2 protein-coding genes are annotated in these 1,814 nt (G+C 66.1%); one reads left to right on the top strand and one right to left on the bottom strand.

Features of this window, described 5'->3' with window-relative positions:
* Positions 1–219 precede the first annotated feature (219 nt).
* On the top strand, positions 220–1,188 hold the full coding sequence (locus CWO89_RS43845; protein ID WP_130584338.1) for an NAD-dependent epimerase/dehydratase family protein: 969 nt from the start codon (positions 220–222) through the stop codon (positions 1,186–1,188).
* Positions 1,189–1,204: 16 nt separating this feature from the next.
* Here the strand turns inward: CWO89_RS43845 and CWO89_RS43850 are convergent.
* On the bottom strand, positions 1,205–1,814 hold a 610-nt coding region (locus tag CWO89_RS43850), incomplete at its 5' end, for an amidase family protein (protein ID WP_245476858.1).

The following is a 1,814-nucleotide window of genomic DNA, read 5'->3' on the forward strand; positions in this document are numbered from 1 at the left end:
CCGGGCACGCAGCCGACGGCAGTGCCGCCGCTGCCGGCCCCGGTCACGATCCGCTAGCGCGATTGCAGTTCAACATCAAAAGGCGCGCGAACAGCGCGCCTTTTTTGTTTGGTGCGACGGTGATCGGCAGGCTTTGCACTTCTGTCAAATTCCCGCGCTTGAATTCGTGTTCGGCTGGACTACGTGCCAGAGGGCTGCAACCGACGTGGGGATAATGCCATGCGCATCCTTGTTGCAGGCGCCACCGGCGCTATCGGCCGACAACTCGTTCCCGCCCTGATCCGGGCCGGCCATTCGGTGATCGGCACCACGCGAACATCAGCCAAAGCCGAGGCGATCGGGCAGATGGGCGTCGAGCCTGTCATCGTCGATGGGCTCGATGCACAGGCCGTCCGCGCGGCGGTCATTGCGAAGCAGCCCGAGGTGATCGTCCATCAGATGACCGACCTCGCTAATGTCACCGATCTCCGCCATTTCGATCGTGCCTTCGCGGTCACTAACCGGCTGCGCACCCTCGGCACCGATTGCCTGCTGGCCGCCGCGCGCGAAGCCGGTGTCAGGCGTTTCGTCGCCCAGAGCTTCTGCGGCTGGACTTATGGCCGAAGCGGCGCACCGGTCAAAACCGAGGCCGATCCGCTCGATCCCGATCCGCCGCAGGAATTGCGCCGCACGCTGGAGGCGATCCAGCATCTGGAGCGGGCAGTTACCGGCTCTGAGCAGCCGGAAGGAATCGTGCTCCGATACGGATCGTTCTACGGCCCCGATACCGGCATACTGTCGCGGGCGATGATCGATCAATTGCGGCGCCGGCGCGTGCCGATGATCGGCGATGGCGGCGGCTGGTGGTCGTTCATCCATGTCGCCGACGCGGCGTCCGCCACTGTCGCGGCGATCGAGCGCGGCAGAGCCGGCAACATCTACAACATCGTCGATGACGAGCCCGCGGAAGTCAGCGAATGGCTGCCGGCGCTCGCGGCGATCGTGGGCGCCAAGCCGCCATTCCATGTGCCGGTCTGGCTCGGCCGCCTGCTCGCCGGCGAACATATGGTGGCGATGATGACCGAGGTGCGGGCGGGCTCGAATGTCAAAGCCAGGCGCGAACTCGGCTGGCAGCCGTCGCATCCATCCTGGCGCACCGGCTGTGCCGAAATCGTCGGGCACTCCGGCGGCCACAGCGCCGCCGCTTGAGCAGGTGATGCGCCGCTCAGACCTCCGCCTCGCCCGTGCTTTCGCGGGTTGCATTCTCGAGCCAACCGGCGGCGCGCAACAAGTCGCCATCGCGCCCGTGGGCGCCTATGAGCTGGACGCCGATTGGAAGCCCCTGACGGCCTCTGAGCAGCGGCAGCGAGACGGTAGGCAGGCCGCAGAGGCTCCATGGCATCGACATCACGCCGGAGCCCGGCCCATCTTCCAGCCGGGTCGCCTCGCCCGGCGCCGACAGGGTGATCAACGCATCCTGTTCGATGAACAGAAGCGAGGCCAGTTCAAGGAGACGATCGGCCTGCGCATCGAGCGTGAGGTAGCGTGCCGCGCTGATGGTGCGGCCGGCTTCGATTCCCTGCTGCAGCGGCGCGCAATAGCGGCGGATGGTCTCAGTCGGCTCCGAGCCGAAACGATAAGCGAGATGCGCGTTGAGCAGCCCGAAGGTGACATCAAGCGCCTGATCGAATTCAAGTGGGAGTTCGACCTCGACGATGGCGGTCGGCAGTGACTGGATGAATGTCTCGAACGCCTGGCCCGCGTCGTCATCGATCAGCTTCCAGCCCGGCCCCTTCACCAGGGCAAGACGGGGCGCTGTTGCCGCAGGCTGGACG

This window comes from Bradyrhizobium sp. Leo170 (assembly GCF_004296405.1).
Taxonomy (GTDB): domain Bacteria; phylum Pseudomonadota; class Alphaproteobacteria; order Rhizobiales; family Xanthobacteraceae; genus Bradyrhizobium.

What these genes read in the sequence shown, in the direction of transcription:
- CWO89_RS43845 (WP_130584338.1), top strand. Translation starts at nt 220, where the DNA reads ATGCGCATCCTTGTTGCAGGCGCCACCGGCGCTATCGGCCGACAACTC.